Source organism: Streptomyces azureus (genome assembly GCF_001270025.1).
GTDB lineage: Bacteria > Actinomycetota > Actinomycetes > Streptomycetales > Streptomycetaceae > Streptomyces > Streptomyces azureus.
Genome location: NZ_DF968264.1, coordinates 20991 through 36919, shown reverse-complemented (window position 1 = coordinate 36919; position 15929 = coordinate 20991). Strand labels below are relative to the sequence as shown.

11 protein-coding genes and 1 pseudogene are annotated in these 15929 nt (G+C 69.5%); 8 read left to right on the top strand and 4 right to left on the bottom strand.

Going from position 1 to position 15929, the window contains the following annotated elements:
* Positions 1 to 329: 329 nt before the first annotated feature.
* A pseudogene (locus tag AOQ53_RS48400) lies at positions 330 to 787 on the bottom strand (hypothetical protein); the annotation flags it as partial.
* Between the two features lie 306 nt (positions 788 to 1093).
* Between AOQ53_RS48400 and AOQ53_RS16260 the strand changes: the two are divergent.
* From AOQ53_RS16260 to AOQ53_RS16245, 4 genes are all read left to right on the top strand, one after another.
* On the top strand, positions 1094 to 2788 hold the full coding sequence (locus AOQ53_RS16260) for a DUF4012 domain-containing protein (protein ID WP_167745720.1): 1695 nt from the start codon (positions 1094 to 1096) through the stop codon (positions 2786 to 2788).
* Positions 2789 to 3144: 356 nt separating this feature from the next.
* Positions 3145 to 4974, top strand: a complete 1830-nt coding sequence (locus AOQ53_RS16255; RefSeq protein WP_059418008.1) for an SDR family NAD(P)-dependent oxidoreductase — start codon at positions 3145 to 3147, stop codon at positions 4972 to 4974.
* A complete protein-coding gene (locus AOQ53_RS16250) occupies positions 4971 to 5699 on the top strand; it encodes a sugar transferase (RefSeq protein ID WP_078945335.1) in 729 nt (242 codons plus the stop codon). The genes AOQ53_RS16255 and AOQ53_RS16250 overlap by 4 nt, the downstream gene beginning before the upstream one ends.
* Positions 5692 to 6855 (top strand): DegT/DnrJ/EryC1/StrS family aminotransferase, encoded by a 1164-nt coding sequence (locus AOQ53_RS16245; protein ID WP_059418006.1) that lies wholly within the window; start codon positions 5692 to 5694, stop codon positions 6853 to 6855. The genes AOQ53_RS16250 and AOQ53_RS16245 overlap by 8 nt, the downstream gene beginning before the upstream one ends.
* Before the next feature lie 241 nt (positions 6856 to 7096).
* Here the strand turns inward: AOQ53_RS16245 and AOQ53_RS16240 are convergent, their stop codons facing one another.
* From AOQ53_RS16240 to AOQ53_RS46295, 3 genes are read right to left on the bottom strand one after another with little or no spacing between them, the layout of a single operon-like run.
* Positions 7097 to 7714, bottom strand: coding sequence for an acetyltransferase (locus tag AOQ53_RS16240; protein ID WP_059418002.1), 618 nt, complete (start codon positions 7712 to 7714; stop codon positions 7097 to 7099).
* Complete coding sequence (locus tag AOQ53_RS16235; RefSeq protein WP_059418001.1) at positions 7711 to 9018, bottom strand: glycosyltransferase family 4 protein; 1308 nt, start codon at positions 9016 to 9018, stop codon at positions 7711 to 7713. Before AOQ53_RS16235 ends, AOQ53_RS16240 begins: the two co-directional genes overlap by 4 nt.
* Positions 9019 to 9022: 4 nt before the next feature.
* Positions 9023 to 9328: a UDP-N-acetylglucosamine 2-epimerase gene (locus AOQ53_RS46295; RefSeq protein ID WP_408055168.1), complete on the bottom strand. Its 306-nt coding sequence runs from the start codon at positions 9326 to 9328 to the stop codon at positions 9023 to 9025.
* Positions 9329 to 9639: 311 nt separating this feature from the next.
* Between AOQ53_RS46295 and AOQ53_RS16230 the strand changes: the two genes are divergently transcribed.
* From AOQ53_RS16230 to AOQ53_RS16215, 4 genes are read left to right on the top strand one after another with little or no spacing between them, the layout of a single operon-like run.
* Positions 9640 to 12531, top strand: coding sequence for an O-antigen ligase family protein (locus tag AOQ53_RS16230; RefSeq protein WP_148640334.1), 2892 nt, complete (start codon positions 9640 to 9642; stop codon positions 12529 to 12531).
* Positions 12528 to 13751, top strand: coding sequence for a glycosyltransferase family 4 protein (locus tag AOQ53_RS16225; protein WP_059417998.1), 1224 nt, complete (start codon positions 12528 to 12530; stop codon positions 13749 to 13751). The genes AOQ53_RS16230 and AOQ53_RS16225 overlap by 4 nt, the downstream gene beginning before the upstream one ends.
* Entirely contained in the window at positions 13748 to 14722 is a 975-nt protein-coding gene (locus tag AOQ53_RS16220; protein WP_059417997.1) for a D-glucuronyl C5-epimerase family protein, read from the top strand. The genes AOQ53_RS16225 and AOQ53_RS16220 overlap by 4 nt, the downstream gene beginning before the upstream one ends.
* Positions 14709 to 15905, top strand: a complete 1197-nt coding sequence (locus AOQ53_RS16215; protein ID WP_059417996.1) for a glycosyltransferase family 4 protein — start codon at positions 14709 to 14711, stop codon at positions 15903 to 15905. Before AOQ53_RS16220 ends, AOQ53_RS16215 begins: the two co-directional genes overlap by 14 nt.
* Positions 15906 to 15929 lie beyond the last annotated feature (24 nt).

Below are 15929 nucleotides of genomic sequence, written 5' to 3'. Positions count from 1 at the left end.
GGGCGAGAGAGAGTCGACCTACGATCAACTTCTGCTCACCCCACCCGGTTTTCCTGCGCGTCACATATCCACCCTTATGGACGATCAGAGGCGATACCCGTCGCTTAATTGAGGAACCCAACGAGTACGCGCGTGCCGTAATAGGCGCCATCATGGTAAGTGCGCACGTACTCCTTGGGTGCGGTGCCGATTTTCACCGCGTTTTCGGGATCTTCAATCAAAGATTCAACGGCCTCGCGCAGTGAGCTTTCCGGCTTCGGTTTTTCCTGGTCGGGTGTCACGAACGCTGCGGGAGGCCCCGATTCGGGAGCTTCTGGAAGCGGTGCTGTGTGAGTGCAGGAGATCACCAGCACGTAGCTCAGGCGCTGTTCGGCCAGCCAACCGCGCAGCACCCGGTCCTGGCCGTAGACCTCATCGCCGGTCACCCAGCGAAACGGCAGCTTCGCGGCAACCGCTCGCTCCGGCATCGCGCGGGCCAGCGCGGGCTCAGGTACAACTCCCGGGCGCCCAGATGCTCCAGCGGGAAGCCACGACTCCAGCCCGGACCGCATCCGCAGCCCAGTCGGCCTGGTTCAGCAACCGCTGCATGCCGTCCGGGCACAGCTCACCGGCCTGCTCGGCCGGCGTCCAGCCCTCCTTGCGCTCCAACGGCGTGAGCAGCCCGCGCAGATACCCTCTGTCCGCCGACGCGGCTCCGACCGACGGAAATCCCACCGACCCGAGCATGCAGCGCGACCAGGCCGGCCGCCCAGCGGTGCACCTCATCAACCGTGACGTCCCCACCCATGCCCGGTCCAACGAGCAGCCCGACCACCCGTCACACCAATTGCGGCTGGGGTATTAGGCCGTTCGGACCGAGTTTCCCGCCACCTGGCGCGGTGAAGTTTGCAACGCGTCCTGGTGACTGTCATTACTGATCCAATCCAAACGCTTGGTTCCGGTGGACCCTTCGATTCATGGGTAGGCAATGAAGGCAGGGAAGGACCCAACGTGCAGCCGGAAGGGCGCTGTGGAGAGTGCGCGGGTATTCGCGGCTCTGATGTTACGGCGCCGCCACCGAGCCTTCCCCTGGGTTGCCGGAGCCGTCGGTCTGTTGCTCGCCGCGTCGGCCGGTTTCCTGGTGTGGGAGGTCCGCGCGGTCCAGAGCAATCTTGCTGCGGCTCAGGTGGCCACTGACCGACTGCAAACGGAGATGGCCCGTCATCGCCAGCCCTCAGCCGAGGTGCTGGGCGATATCCGGAAACACACAGCGGCCGCCCGGAGCGCGGCCAGCTCGCCGGTGTGGAGCGTAGCCGAGAACCTCCCACTGATGGGCCCACCGCTCCGTTCCGCCCGGGGGCTGAGTGTCGCCGCCGACGAGATGGCCACCGGGGTGCTGCCGGAGGCTGTGCGACTGCATCAGATGCTCGCGTCCGGCCAGATCGTGTACCACGGTCGCGTCGACCTCCGTCGGCTTTCGGCCGCCACGGACCTGCTGGGGAATGTGCACCGTCGGCTGACCGGAATCGAGACGGGTCTGAACGGCCTGCCCGGCTCGACGGTGGTCGGTCGCCTCGACATGGCGCGGCAGCGGCTGTCCGGCCGCGTGGCGCGCCTTTCCGACTCGGTCTCCGAGGCGGAGGCGACGACGCGGCTGCTGGTGCCTCTTCTGGGTGCCTCGGAGCCACGCTCCTACTTTCTTGCCTTCCAGAACAACGCAGAGGCCCGGGGCACCGGTGGCCTCGTAGGCACCTTTGGCATCTTGACCGCCGACCGCGGTCGAATCACTTTGCACGACTTTGCGTCGGATGACACGCTGCCCCGCACCACCACCCCCGTGGCGAACTTCGGACCGGCGTTCGACCGCCGGTACGGAGCTGCTGAGAGCACCCAGGGGCTGGCCAATTCCAATCTGTCCGCTCATTTTCCCTATGCGGCGCAGATCTGGGTGGGCTTGTGGCAGCGACATACTGGGCAGCGTCTCGATGGAGCCATCGCGACCGATCCTGTGGCACTCGCCCGTGTCCTCAAAGCCACGGGGCCGGTCCGGCTTCCGGACGGAAAGCAGCTGACGGCGGAGAACACCGTAGAGCTCACCGAGAGCACCCTTTACGCATCGCACAGCAATATCGAACGAAAGCGTTTCCTGGTACAGGTCGCGCAGTCAGTCGCTGCTGCCTTGCTGCGCCACGACCACGATTCGATGGCCCTCCTCCACGCACTGCGGCAGAACGCCGAAGATGGCCGATTGCGTGTGTGGAGCAGAGATGCCTCCACCGAGTCGGCGCTCGAAGAAGCCGGGCTGGCCGGCGGCATCCCCGAGAGGACAGGGCCGTTCGCCTATCTCGTGGTCAATAATTCCGCAGGCAACAAAATGGACTACTATCTGCGACGGTCGCTGACCTACGAGCTTGGTCCTTGCGAGGGCGGTACCCGTTCCAGCGTGGTGCGCGTCAAACTCACAAACACCGCTCCCGCTGCCGGCCTGCCTGCCCTCGTCGCTCTCCGTTCCGACGATCCCCGGCGCTCACATCCCCCGGGGTCCACAAGCATCTGGCTTTCGCTGTACGCCAGTTCCGGCGCGCGGTTCACCGGTGGGACCCTGGACGGGCGGCGACTTCTGTTGTCGTCGACCGAGGAGCGCGGTCACCCGGTACTCGGGACGCAGGTGGAACTCCTGCCCGGTCAGACGCGAGAAGTGGACGTTCGTCTGCTGGAACCGGCCTCGGACCTCGCCCCCGTGGTGCCCTCTCAGCCGTTGGCGCGGCCGCAGACCACCAAGGTGCGCATCCAGCCGTGCGGGAAGTAATCGGGCCGCTTGAGTGAACCTCAAGGGGTCCACGCCCGCTCAAGAAGGGTGCAGCGGAACTCATTCCAGCCGAGCAGCGAAATCATACCCACAGAAAATCAACTCTGCCAGAACACAAGAAATATTCTGATCCACCCAAAAGGATGCGGCGGCGTCCGTGGACATGCCGTCGGTGAAGTGTCGGAATAGGTCTTCGGCACATGACAACCTGCTGATCGGGGTTCACCTTGCGTGGGGAATGCGCGGGCAACGACAAGCTGACAGCGGTTCATCCTGCGGTGTTCCACACCGCACAGGAAAGCCGCGCTCTGCCGGGTGGTAGGTCTGGCGTTGCGGCCCGGTGTCGCCGGCCGGCGGTGCAAGCCGCCATAGACGCGATCGCCTGGACTTGCGGCCTGTTGATTGCCGGCCTGACCACCAGCAGCGCTTCCGATCTGCTCGCCGGACCGGGCGATCTGGTGACCGTCTGTGCTGTCACATCGACAGCAGCGGTACTGGCCGGGGCCGCGTGCGGGCTCTACTCCGGGCGCTATCAGGCCGAGACGGGCGCAGAGTTGAGCGCGGTGCTGGTCTCCGCAGGGCTGACCGCGCTCCTTTTGGAGGGCATCTGCCAGGCGGGGCTGCCCCTGGTGGGCGACAAGCCGGGCGTGGCCGGCCTCGCCGCCCTGGTCGGCGCGCTTGCCATGATCACCGTGAGGGCCGCAGTCGCGGCCATCCGGCGCAGGCCGAGACGGCCCGCGCCGACCGCCGTCAAGGTGATCGTGTTCGGTGCGGGCAGCGCCGGAACGCAACTGGTGCAGCGGCTGATCGGTCAGCCTGGCGCGCAGTACCAACCGGTTGCCCTGCTGGATGACGACCCAGGCAAGCGTCGACTGCGGATCTGCGGTATCCGAGTGCGCGGCGGGCGGGACCGGCTCGCGGAGGTCGCTGCGGAGACCGGGGCGACGGTCATGGTGATCGCGATCGCCGGCGGGTGCCGGGACGGCCAGGTGATCCGCGAGCTGACCACACTGTCTGAGTCGATCGGTCTGATCACCAAGGTGATTCCGCGCGTTGAGGAACTGGTCGCCGGACCGGCGCGGATCGACGACGTCCGCGACCCGCGGATCACTCAGCTGCTGGGCCGCGATCCGATCCGGCTGGACCTTGAATCGGCTGCCGGTCAATTCACCGGACGCCGCATCCTTGTCACCGGCGCCGGCGGCTCGATCGGTTCGGAGCTGTGCCGCCAGTTGCACCGGTTGGGTCCCGCGTCGCTGGTGTTGCTCGACCGGGACGAATCAGCTCTGCACGCGATCCAGCTCGCGCTGCACGGCCGTGCGCTGCTCGATTCCGACGAGGTTGTGCTCGCCGACATCACAGACGCCTCACGCATCCGCGAGGTCTTTGAGCAGACCCGCCCCGAGATCGTGTTCCACACGGCGGCGGTGAAGCATCTGCCATTGCTCGAGCGGTATCCGGCCGAGGCGCTGAAGACGAACGTGACCGGCACGCTGAACGTGCTGCAAGCGGCTGCGGCCTGTGGCGTGCAGTCGTTCGTGAACGTCTCCACCGACAAGGCCGCCGACCCGGTCAGCGTCCTCGGCACCTCCAAGCGGATCACCGAGCGGCTCACCGCACACATGGCCGGTGAATTCCCTGGGACCTGGGTGTCCGTCAGGTTCGGCAACGTCCTGGGCAGCCGGGGCTCGCTGCTCGGCTCGCTGTCCGCGCAGATCGCTGCGGGCGGCCCGGTCACCGTGACTCACCCTCAGGTCGCTCGCTACTTCATGACGGCCACTGAAGCCGTCCAACTGGTGCTGCAGGCCGTGGCCGTCGGGGAGAGCGGTGAGGTGCTCGTCCTTGACATGGGAGACCAGGTCCGCATCGTCGACCTCGCCCGTCGTATGGCCGCCGCGGCATCGCGGCCCGTCGAGATCGTCTTCACCGGGCTGCGACCCGGCGAAAAGCTGACCGAGGACCTGCTGGGCAAGGGGGAGCCGGACCACCGGCCGAGGCATCCGCTGGTCAGACAGGTGCCGGTGCTCGCACTCGATGCCGGTGAGGTCACCGGCATCGGTCACCTCACCGATCCCGATGAGGTACGCGCCGCCCTGGCGCGCCTCGCCGCGGCGCCCGGCCCCGAGCAGGCGGCCGGCCAGACCGTGCTGCCCGGCCAGCCCGGAAAAGCGGAGGCCAGCAGATGACCGCCCCGCCCCTGCCAGGCCGGCACCCGGCAGACTCGGTGATCCCGGAGGCACCCACCGCACCGCCCGGCGGTGCCCGGGTCGGCATCCAGGTGCCTTACCGCAGGTCGTACCGCGGCAAGCGACTGCTGGACCTGGTCGTGGTCAGCCTGATCATCATGCCGGCCGCGCTGCTCTGCGCGATCGCCGCGCTGGCGCACCTACTCGCGCACGGCAGACCCGTCCTGTTCCGGCAGCAGAGGGTCGGCCGCGACGGCCGCCTGTTCGTCCTGCTGAAGCTGCGCACGATGCGGAATGTTCCAGCCGGCCCGGAGAGTCCGGGTGATGCCGATACTGCCCGGGTGACCGCAGTCGGCCGGGTACTGCGCCGCACGTCCCTTGACGAGTTGCCGCAGCTGGTCAATGTGCTGCGCGGACAGATGAGCCTGGTCGGGCCTCGGCCGACCTTGCCCTATCAGGTACGCCGGTACACCGGTCGTCAGCAGCTGCGGCTGCTGGCCACCCCAGGCCTGACCGGCCTGGCGCAGGTGCACGGGCGACAGCGGCTGAGCTGGCCGGAGCGCATCGAGTGGGATCTGCGTTACGTCCTCCGCCAGAGCTTCCGGCTCGACCTGGCCATCTTGTTCCTCACCGTCTGGACGGTCCTGGCCGGGCGCGGAGCCACGGCCAGCCACGACAGCGATCCGATCGCCCGCAAACCAGAAAGGATGCTCTCAGGTGCCTGACAGCAACGTCCGGATCCGGCTTGCCAGTCCCCATCTCGGTGAGGAGGAAGGGGAGGCGGTACGCAGGGTCCTGCGCAGCGGTGTTCTCACCAACGGCGTGGAGAACGAGGCCTTCGCGCAGGAGTTCGCCGACCGGCATCAGGCGCGGTTCGGCGTGACGTTCTGCACCGGCACGGCCGCGCTGCATGCGATGTTGCTCGCCGAGGGCATCGGCCCCGGCGACGAGGTGATCGTCCCGTCGATGACCTTCGTCGCCACCGCGACATCGGTGTGCCACGTCGGGGCCACCCCGGTGTTCGCCGACATCGACCCACGGACGTTCAACCTCGACCCGGTATCGGTCGCGGCCCGGATCACCCAGGCCACGCGGGCGGTCATGACCGTGCACTACGCCGGGCAGCCCGGTGACCTCGACGGGCTGGCGCGGGTATGCGGCGCGGCCGGCGTGCCGTTGCTGGAGGACGCCGCGCAGGCGGCCGGCGCCGAGTACCGCGGCAGACCGGTCGGCACCTTCGGCCGGTCGGCCATGTTCAGCTTCACCCCTACCAAGAACATCACCACCGGTGAGGGCGGCATGGTGCTGACAAACGACCCGGACGTCGCGGAGCGGCTGAAACTGCTCCGCAACCATGGTCAGACCGGGCTGTACCAGCATGAGAGCCTCGGCTACAACTGGCGGCTGACCGAGATGCAGGCCGCGATCGGCCGGGTGCAACTGCGCAAGCTGGACGGCATCCTGGAGCGCAAACAGCTGATCGCGGAATCACTGACCCGGCGGCTGGCCGGGCTGCCCGGCCTGACGACGCCGCATCAGGTACCCGATGCCCGGGGAAGCCGGATGCTCTACACCTGCCTGCTTCCCGGCATCCGCGACCAGGTGCTCGCCGACCTGTTGGACCAGGGCATCGAGGCACGGATCTACTTCCCGCCGGTACACCGGCAGCCGATCTTCGCCAGGCAGGACGGCGGCACCGGGGACGCCGCGGCGCTGCCGGTGACCGAGGCCGTCGCCCAGGCGATGCTCTCACTGCCGGTGCACCACCGGCTGACCGAGGCCGAGGTGGCCGAGATCGCCGACGCGGTGACCACCGCCGTCGGCCGGGCGACCGCGTCGCCGAATGCCACGGATCAGCCGATGCCGGTCGGTGCCCGGTGACCGCGCATCACGAGCCGGCGTACACGACTTGGGTGCGATGGGCCGGAACCGTGCCCAGGTCCTGGCCGCGCTGCCCGATGTACGCCTGGTCGCGGCCCGCGATCCGGACCTGACCGGCGGCACGGCGGTGCCCAGCCTGCCCGTGCTGCGGACCCGCACCAGTTGCTCGGCCTGGACGTGGACTTCCGCAGGGCAGCTGCGCCGACGCCGGGTGCTCGGGAGCCCTGATCGAACCGGACGGTCAGGGCTCCCGGGCCCTGGCGGGGACGCCGACGACCAGCTGACCGACGGCGACATCGCGCGTCACCAGAGCCGCGGCGCCGACCATGACGGACGGCCCGATCCGCCGGCCCTGTAGCACGGCGGCGTTACTGCCCACCGTGGACCCGGCGCCGATGGTCACATTGCCGGCGATGTTGGCACCCGGCAGGATCGTCACGAAATCCTCGAGCACCGTGTCGTGACCGATACTGGCCTGGTAGTTGACTTGGACGTGTGCGCCGGTGACGGTGCCGGTGGAGATGAACGCCTGACCCAGCACCACACAGCCACGCCCGATCCTGGCGCCGGGGGAGACCACCGCACGCGGGTCGATCACTGTCGCCGCTCGCAGGCCGCGATCTTCGAACTCTCGGGCCAGCCTGCGGCGCGCGTCGGCGTCGGCGATCGCGACCACGAACTCGTTCCGCTGCCCGCCAGAAGCAGCCAACTGTTCCGGCAGCAGCACCGGGCAGCCGTCCACAGTGGTGGCTGCCGGGTGCTCGTCCACGAAAACAACCTCGGGTGCCGAGGCTGTCGCCCGCACCGCGTCCAGCGTCTCCCTGCCGAAGCCGCCTGCGCCCACGATGTGCAGCGTCACAGTCGTGCCTCCGCCACCGGACCCCCACGCCCCGCCGGTTCCGAGACCGCGGCGAGGAATGCGCCTGCCAGCGCGGTCATGCCGTGATGCTGGTAGACCCAGCGGCGGCCGCGCTCGCCCATCCGCTCCCTTTCGGTCTCGCTCATCGCGGCCAGCCCGGCCAGTGCGCCCGCCATGTCCGCCGGTGACTCGGCGGGCACGCACACGCCGCCGCCGGACTCGCGCACCGGGCCGCCGGGCGCGTTGCTCGCGAACAGCACCGGCTTGCCGGACGCCAAGTAGTCGAACAGTTTGTTGCTGCTCAGGCCGTACTTGAAGACCGCGACATCGCGCAGGCAGAACAGCGTCACATCCAGCTCGGCCAGCACGGCCGGCACGGCCTGCTTCGGCACCGGCGGCCAGAACAGCACGTTGTCCAGGCCATGCCGGTGAGCGAGCCGTTGGCACGCGGTCTTCTCCTGGCCGTCGCCGACCATCACCACAGCGACCCGCGGATGACCGGGGGCTCGCAACTCCGCCGCGGCCGCGACAATGGTCGCCACCCCGTTGGCCGGTCCGTGCGAGCCGATGTAGCCGGCGGTGAGGCAACCGTCCTTGCGAAAGCGCCTGATCCGCTCGATCAGCTCGGCGGCCGGGTTCCCGGGGTCCGCACCGTTCGGGTCGGCCGGCTCACCCGGTTCCGTCGGGCGGGGCAAGTCGGCGATCCCGTTCGGCACATAGTGGATTTTGTCGGCCGGGAGACCGCGGGCCTCCAGGTAGTCGGCGGCACCGGGCAGCAGGCAGATCACGGCGGACGCACGCCGGCAGCAGAAGGACTCGGCCAGCCGGAGCAGCCGGGCGGGCAGCCCGTTCGCGCGCAGCGCGCCCATGTCGATCAGTGTCTGCGGCCACAGATCGCGTACCTCGAAGACGAAGCGGGCGCGGCGGCTGCGGGCCGCCAGCCAGGCGGCGAGCACCGCGGCCAGGTGTACCGATGAGCCGACGATCACATCCGGCCGGTTCAGGCCGCGCTGCACCGAGAGCACCCGGGCCGCGTAGTGGGCCATGTTCAGCACGCGGCGGTATCCGTTGCCGGTGTAGGGCGGCGTGCGGACCCAGACGAAGCGGACGCCGTCGATCGTCCGGGTGGCCACCTTCTCGCCGGGCGTGAGCCGTTCCTCACGCCTGCTGAAATGGCTGAAGCTGCTGGCGAAGACGGTGACGTCGTGCCCTTTCGCCGCCAGCACCCGGCCCAGCTCGTAGTGCCGGGTGCCGGCCGCGCGGTCCGGTGGCGCCGCGTAGTGGTTGAAGATCCAGATCCTCATGCCCTCACCTCCGCCGAAGCTGCCCTGCCGCACCTGACGGCCTGCTGAGCAATGGGCTCGTCGTGGGGCCGTGACGCCAGTACGTCGATGATCCTGACGGCGGCTTCACCGTCACCTCTGTCGAAGATGGGGAACCAGGACGTTCCAGCCGTCCTGAAGAGTCTCCGGCCTCCGTCTCGGCGCGCAGTGTGCTGCACGGGACCCCGAGCACCGACGCCTCCTCCTGCAGGCCGCCGGAGTCGGTGATCGCCCCGTCGGCTCCGGCCAGCGTGGCGATCATGCTCCGGTAGGGCAGCGGGTCGGCCGCCAGCAGTGAGGCCGGCCAGATGATCGGCCACGATCCGGTTGCGTTCCTCGGAGATCGCCCGGTCGAAGGACCGCAGGCCCGCTTCGAGGCTCACGGCAGGAGGCGGGACGCCGAGCTCGTCGAAGAAGGGTTGCGACAGCGGGTGGTCATAGTGCAGGCCGGTGTGCACGATCCGGTGCTCGCCGCCGCGGCGGGCGAGGTGCCACGCGATCGGCGCCGGCTGGACGATCTGCGGACGTGCGCCGACCATGCTGAGCCCCTTCACAACGGCGTTCCCCCGTCCTACCGGGCCGTTGCCGACAAAGCCCTTCCCGGTGCATGTGCATGTCGGCGATGACCGGCTCGACGTCGAGAAACGCTACTACTCTGCGTGGTCAACTTGCTACTTTGAGCGACTCGTGCCGCTACATTGTGCGTGCCGAGGTGCGAGAACATCCGCCGCCTCTGCAATACCGATCCCGTTTTGCGACTCCGGAGGCCATTCCCTGGTGCAGTCGATCATGAAAGGCCTCCGCGTCCGGCTGCCGGGGGTGAGTCCTGCGGCGATCGGAGGAACACTGGCCACGCGGCTGCTGGCCACGGCGATGACCTTCGCGGCGGGCGTCATCGCCGCGCGGGCCCTGGGGGTGCACGGCAGGGCCAGTTTCGCGGTCATGATGTCGGTCCCCGCCGTGCTGAGCGTCGTCACGGTTCTGGGCGTGGACAACGCCAACGCCCGCTTCGCCGGAACCTCGCACACCGCGTTCCGGCAGATCGTCCGGTGGAGCGTGGCGTTCTCCCTGGTCGCCGGTTCCCTGCTGCCGGGGCTGTGGCTGCTGCTCGGTCATCTCTGGCCGGCCGTGCTGCTCGGCGTGCCGTTCCCGCTTGCGGTGGCCGTGGCCACCATGTGCCCGGTGACCTTGCTGACCACACTGCTCGGTATGGCCGAGATCGGCCGTGGCCGGGTCGCGATGTACAACCTCGTGAGCACCGTCCCCGCAGCCTGCTACCTCGCCGGAGTCTGCGGCCTTCTCGCCGCGGGATCGCTGACTCCCACCAGCTGTTTCCTGTCAGCGCTGGCCGGGCAGCTGGTCTGCGGCGGGATCCTGCTGATCGCGGCCACCACCCGCGTCCACGCCGACGGCGAACCCCTGTCCGCCCGCACGTTTGGCAGCTTCGCCATCAGGGCCTATTTCCCGGATCTCATCCAATACGGCATGCTGCGCTTGGACGTGCCGTTGATCCACATGTTTGCCGGGGCGACGGCCGTCGCCGCGTACGCGGTGGCGCTACCCCTGGCCGAAGGGCTGCTCCTGCTGCCGACGGCGGTCGGGCTGGTGATGTTCCCCGCGGTTACGTCGGGTGCCGTGGACGCGCGGGCGACGGCCAGAATCGCACGGACTGTGTTCGCTGCCGCCGCTCTGGCTGCCGCCGCCGCGGCGGCAGCCGCACCGGTCCTGATCCCTGCGGTCTACGGGCAGCCGTACTCCGGTGCCGTGCCGGTGATCTGGGCGATGCTCCCCGGCCTCGTGCTGTTCAGCGCGTCCCGCTCGATCCAGCCGTATCTGGCGGCCGTCGGCCTGCTCCGGCCGGTGATCGTGGCCACCGCGATCGGCGCGATCGTCAACATCGCGCTACTCGTGGCCTTGATCCCCCACTATGGGGCGGTCGGTGCCGGCGTGGCCGATTCGGCCGGATACCTGGTGGTCGCGGCGCTGGTCGGCTGGGGCGCCTGGCTGGGCGTCCGCGCCCGCCGGGGGCTTACGGCCGAGCCGGCCATCGAGGAGAGATCAGTCGCCCCTGCGCGCCCGCCGGCTGAGCGATGGTCGGTCCAGACGGCCGCCGACCGCTGGCGGGGCGCGTACCCGAGGCCGGCGAGGTCCGGCCTGGCCGGTAGGGCAGACATGGTCGCGGCGGGGCTCCTGACCGCGGCGGGTGCCGCTTGTCTCGCGACGGCGTACCACCCCGCCGCAGGGCTCGTGGTCATCGCGCTGGCCTGTCTGCTGATCCGGGACGCGGGTCTGTATGTGCTCGCGGCCGCGATTCCGCTCTCGCAGTCCGGCGTCGGCGCTTCGCTGATCACCCCAAGAGTGCTGGGTGCTCTGATGCTCATCTGCCTGCTGGGCCGTGTTGTCGCCGGCCGGGGGATCGCGCGGCCCAAGCTGATCGGCGTCCTGACCACCGTCGGCACGGTCGGTTACATGGTGGTCGCCGGCGCCGTGCTCGGCGACACAGATCCGCAGAATGCCGGCACATGGCAGTACCTGCTGCTGATGTGCGCGCCGCTGCTCCTGCTGCCACTGGTCGCCGAACCTGGACGGGCTCTCGATCGGGCGCTCCTGTTGTTCTGCTGCGGCAGCGTGATTCTCGCCGTGATCGAGATCCTCCACGTCGACTCCGTCTTCACCACGAGGACGGATCTCGCCCCTGTCGTCACCGCCGCTGTGGCTATGACCCAAGAGGCCATGGCCAACCACAACGCCGTAGGTGCCCTGTTCGTCATGGCGGCCGCAGTCCTGCTCGGGCGCTATCCGGCCGTCCGAGGGCGCCTGCCTCGACTGGCAACCGGCGCCGGAGTCGTCGTGCTCGCCCTGGGAGTTGCGTACTCGCTGAGCCGTGCGGCCTATCTGGCGGGAATCGCGGTCGTCGCGCTCTACGCCCTCCGCAGGTCGATGCGCGGCGTCCTGGCACTGGGCTTCGGTGCGGCCTGCCTGGTGCCGCTGCTGCCCGCTGCGATCGCGGCCCGGTTCGGAACGATGCTCGGCGGCGGCGGCGCTCTGGACGCCGACTCTGCCGTACGGCTTGACCTCTGGAGCAGCGCCCTGCGGATATTCGAGGCCCACCCGGCTTTCGGTGTCGGATATCTGAACTTCGCCAGCCAGTTGCCCGCTTACTACCAAGCCACAGGTGATTACGAGGTCATGCTCCTACAGGTCCCGTCCCTGAATTTCGCGCACAACATCTACCTGACAGTGCTCTCGCAGACCGGCCTGGTGGGCATCGTCGGCATCGGCTCGCTTGTCCTGTTCGGCGCCCGCCGGGCGTTGCACGCGGCCCGGTCCGGTGCCCCTGCGGGCGAGGCGGCGCTGCTGGCCATGGTCGGTGCCGGGGTTTGCTCCCTGTTCGGCGAGGTCCTGCTGCTCCCCCCTCTGCTGGCCGGTCTGATGCTGATCATTCTGGCCGCGAAGCCGACTCCGGCCAACGCGCAGGCACCGGTGGTCCGATGAGCACGGCCGCGACCGGGAGGCGGCGGCCGCTGCGCATCCTGCAGATCACCTCGGCCGCCGTCGGCGGAAGCTGGTTCCACGACCAGGTGCGGGGCCTTGCCGAGCTGGGCAACGAGGTGTGCGCGCTCCTGCCCCGAGAGGGCCCGCTCGCCGACCGGCTGCGCGGGATCCCCGGCGTCCGGGTGGAAATCATCCCGTTCGGACTGCCCCGTCGGATCAGGCAGCTGCCGGCGTTGACGGCGGGGCAGTGGCGGCTGATGAAGTTCGTCAGGGCATACCGGCCGGATGTCATCCATTCGCATCTGATCATCGCCAAGCTCGTGGCCCGAGTGGCGTCGGCCGCCTACCGGCCGGCGCTGGTCGTGTCGCAGGTTCCGGGAGTGGTGCATCTACGGATGGCGCCTTTCTGGATCCTGGAGCGCCTTTCGCTGCGCCGGGACGATCTGGTGCTCGGATCCTGTCGGGCGATCGCCCGCCGTTACCAGGCCATGGGGGCGCGGTCGGTGGCGGTCAGCTACTACGGCTGCGACGTGCACGGGTTCGATCCGGCAACCCCTCCGGAGCCGTTCCGCCGTGAGTTCGGGCTCGCTGCCGACACGCCGGCCATCGGCATGGTCGCGTACATGTATCCGAGCAAGTCGCGGGCGTTCCGTCAGGTCGGCGTCAAGGGGCACGAAGTCTTCATCGACGCCGTTCCGCTGATCCTGCGACACATCCCCGATGCCAGGTTCTTCGTGGTCGGCGACGAACTGGTCGGTGACGGGGCCTACCGGCGTGAGCTGGAACGCCGGGCCGCCCGGCTCGGCGTCGCCGACCGGATCCGGTTCACCGGTTTCCGGCCCGACATCAGCTCGGTTATGGCCGGGCTGGACGTACTGGTGAACCCGTCGATGGAGGAGTCCGCCTGCTACACCGTGGTGGAGGCGCTGCTCATGCGTAAGGGCGTAGTGGCAACCGAGGTCGGTGGCCTGCCGGACACCGTCCAGCACGGCCGCACCGGCCTGCTGATTCCGCCCGCCGATCCGGCGGCACTGGCACAGGCCGTGAATGCACTGCTCGCCGATCCCGCAGCGCGTCTCCGCATGGCCGACCGCGGCCGTGAACTCGTGCTCCGGCAGTTCGATATCGCCGGGACAGTGAGTCAGGTGAACGATCTGTACCACCAGGCACTGGCCGCGCGAGGACGTCGCAGGCAACTCCGCCGGGAGAATCCAGCGTGAAGGACGGTACGCGGGCCGGAACGACGCTGCTCGGCATGGCGGGGGAGGCGGTGCGCGAGCTGCCGCGGCCGAGCTTCTCGGCTGCCGCGACGACGCTGCCGGGTGACATGCCGACCGACCAGCCGGGCAGGTACCCGCTCGACCTGCGGCCGATGACGGCCGGGAGCATGCTCGACCACGAGCGCGTGGTGGTGACCCGTGCCGCGACCGGCGAGACCTACCGGAACCCGGTCTCGGCCAGCCTGTATGCGCTCGCACAGCACACCGACGCGCTCGCCGCCGCCCGGCACCCGGCCACCGGGGACGAACGGTCACCGGGCGTGCAGGCTCTGCTGACCCAGGCCGGATGGCTGCGCGCCAGCCAGGACAGCAACGGCGGCTGGCGCTATCCGGTACCCGTACCCCGGTACGGGGTGCGCCCGGGCTGGTACTCGGCCATGGCCCAGGGCCTGGCGGTGTCTGTGATGCTGCGCGGATACGCCACGACCGGCCAGCGGTCCTTTCTCGATGCGAGCGAGGGTGCGGTGGAACTGATGCTCCGGCCGCTGGACGCGGGCGGTTGCTCGCACTACGACCACCTGGGGCGCCCTTTTCCCGAGGAGTGCCCGTCGGACCCGGTCAGTCACATTCTCAACGGTGCGGTCTTCGCCCTCTTCGGTCTCTGCGAGCTGAGTCGGCATCGGAGCGGGACTGTCCACGAGCGCGTGGCGGACCGGCTCCGCGACTCGCTGGCCGCGTTCGACCTGGGGTACTGGACCAGGTACGACCTCCGGCACACAGCGCCCGCCAGTTTCGCGTACCACTGCCTGCACGTCGCGTTGCTGACCGCGGCCGGAGAAGTGCTCGCCGACCCGCGATGGCCGGCGGTGGCCATCGCGTGGGACCGCTACACGCGCAGTCCGGCCAGCCGGCTGCGAGCTGCGGCGGGCAAGGGCCGGTTCGTACTCAAGGAGCGCCGTGCCCGGTCATGACCAGGCCCCGCGACGGCTGGGCATGCGCGATGAGCCGGCCGCGCCGCTGCGCGTCGTCCTGCTCGCGTCGGCCATGTCGGCGCACACCCGGCGCTGGGCGGACGATCTGGCCACGCTGGGGCATGAGGTGACGGTCTGCAGCTGGCACGAGCCAGGCCTGGGTGCCGACGGCTGGCGAGCCGTGTGCGCCCCCGGCGGGGCGTGCCGGCCGTTGCGCGTGCTGCGCGCGGGGCACTGGCTGCGCAGCGAGGTGCGCCGGGCGCGGCCGGATGTCATCCACGTCCATTCGCTCGGCGTCCACGGGGCGCTCTCCCTTCTGCTGCCGGCCCACCCGGCAGTGCCGGTCGTGATCACTCCGTGGGGATCCGAACTGCGCGCGGCGGACCGGCATTCCGGCCGGGCGCTGGTCGCTCGGCTGGCGCTCCGGCGGGCCGCACGCGTGGTGCCGACCTCCCGGGAGGTGGCTGAGCTGGTCGCGAGCCGATACCGGGTCCCCTCTTCACGGATCACGGTCCTTTCCTGGGGGGTACCGGACGCGCTGCTGGATGCCGGAAACGACGCCGATCCCCGGTTGACGCGCGCGAAGTACGGCATTCCGGCCGGAGCCACGGTCGCGCTGTCGGTCCGCAGCACGTCGGAGGTCTACCGGACCCACGAGATTCTCGCGGCATTCACCCGTGCCGCGCGAGTCCGGCCCGACCTGTTCCTCGTTTTGGTGGCGGGTCACCAGCCGGCTCATGCCGCCGCCAGACGCGCGCAGCAGGAATATCTCGCGCCTCTGCGCGCCCGGGCACAAGATCTGGCCGGCCGGGTCGCCGTCATCGACCGGCCACTCGGACAGGCTGAAATGTTCAGCCTGATGCGCGCAAGCGATGTGGCGATTTCGGTTCCCCAGGCCGACCAGCGAAGCTCATCGGTGCTTGAAGCCGCGGCTGCCGGGTGCCGGCTGCTGCTCTCCGACATCGCGCCCTACCGGGAGCTGGTGGCGGACGGCCTGCTGGCGGATCTGCTTCCCGATCCGCTGGTCAGCTCATTGGCTGACGCTCTCTCGAACGCAGGGCCGCTGGATGCCGATGATCGCCTGTCCAATCGGAAGCTGATCAGCCAGGCCGAGCGCGGCTCCCTGAAGGTCGCGGAACTCGAACGGCTGTACAGGGATGTGGCCCGCGTGGGGGCGGTGTGATCAGTGCCCGCTGTATGCGGAGGT

What these genes read in the sequence shown, in the direction of transcription:
- AOQ53_RS16235 (WP_059418001.1), bottom strand. Translation starts at nt 9,018, where the DNA reads ATGAGGATCTGGATCTTCAACCACTACGCGGCGCCACCGGACCGCGCG.
- AOQ53_RS16225 (WP_059417998.1), top strand. Translation starts at nt 12,528, where the DNA reads ATGAGCACGGCCGCGACCGGGAGGCGGCGGCCGCTGCGCATCCTGCAG.
- AOQ53_RS16250 (WP_078945335.1), top strand. Translation starts at nt 4,971, where the DNA reads ATGACCGCCCCGCCCCTGCCAGGCCGGCACCCGGCAGACTCGGTGATC.